The organism is Streptomyces sp. NPDC002817, assembly GCF_053592055.1.
In genome coordinates, this window is sequence record NZ_JBSFUY010000117.1 from 1 (window position 1) to 1,150 (window position 1,150).

At 68.3% G+C, this 1,150-nt stretch carries 1 pseudogene; it reads right to left on the reverse strand.

Annotated elements, in window-relative coordinates:
* A pseudogene (locus ACWD3I_RS49255) lies at window positions 1-1,150 on the reverse strand (alpha-1,4-glucan--maltose-1-phosphate maltosyltransferase); the annotation flags it as partial.

Genomic DNA, 1,150 nt, shown 5'->3' on the forward strand with positions numbered 1-1,150 from the left:
GTGATCAGGGGGGTGATGCTGTCGGCGGTTTCCCAGTCGCGGTGGCGGAGTTGGTACTTCTCGGAGTCGAGGTATTCCTCGCTGCCGGTGCGCAGGGGGGTGTTCTCGCACAGTTCGTAGCCGCTGTAGATACCCCAGGTGGGGGAGAGGGTGGCGGCCAGGACGGCGCGGATCTCGAAGGCGGGCCGGCCGCCGTGCTGGAGGTAGGCGTGCAGGATGTCGGGGGTGTTGGCGAAGAAGTTGGGCCGCATGTAGGCGGCCGCCTCACCGGACAGCTCGGTGAGGTACTCGGTGAGTTCTTCCTTGGTGTTGCGCCAGGTGAAGTAGGTGTAGGACTGCTGGAAGCCGATCTGGCCCAGGGTGTGCATCATGGCCGGGCGGGTGAACGCCTCGGCCAGGAAGATCACGTCCGGGTCGGTGGTGTTGATGTCCGCGATCACCCGCTGCCAGAAGACGACCGGCTTGGTGTGCGGGTTGTCGACCCGGAAGATCCGCACCCCGTGGTCCATCCAGAACCGCAAGACCCGCAGCGTCTCGGCGATCAGGCCGTCCAGGTCGGCGTCGAAGGCGATCGGGTAGATGTCCTGGTACTTCTTCGGCGGGTTCTCCGCATAGGCGATGGTGCCGTCCGGGCGATGGTGGAACCACTGGGGATGCTTCTGCACCCAGGGGTGGTCGGGCGAGCATTGCAGCGCGAAGTCCAGGGCGATCTCGAGATCGTGCCTGCGGGCCTGGGACACGAACCGGTCGAAGTCCTCGATCGTGCCCAGATCCGGATGGACCGCGTCGTGCCCGCCCTCCGGGGAGCCGATCGCCCACGGCACGCCCACGTCCTCCGCGGCGGCCGACAGCGTGTTGTTCGGGCCCTTGCGGAAGGTCGTGCCGATCGGGTGGATGGGCGGCAGGTAGACGACGTCGAACCCCATCGCCGCGATCGCCTCGAACCGCCGTGCGGCCGTGCGGAAGGTGCCGTGCGGGCGCTCCGGCGTGCCCTCGGACCGCGGGAAGAACTCGTACCAGGCCCCGTACAGCGCCCGCTCCCGCTCCACCAGCAGCGGCAGCACCTCCGAGACGGTCACCAGATCCCGTAGCGGATACCGCGCCAGCACCGCGTCCACCTCCGGCGTCAACGCCCCCGCAAGCCGCGCCG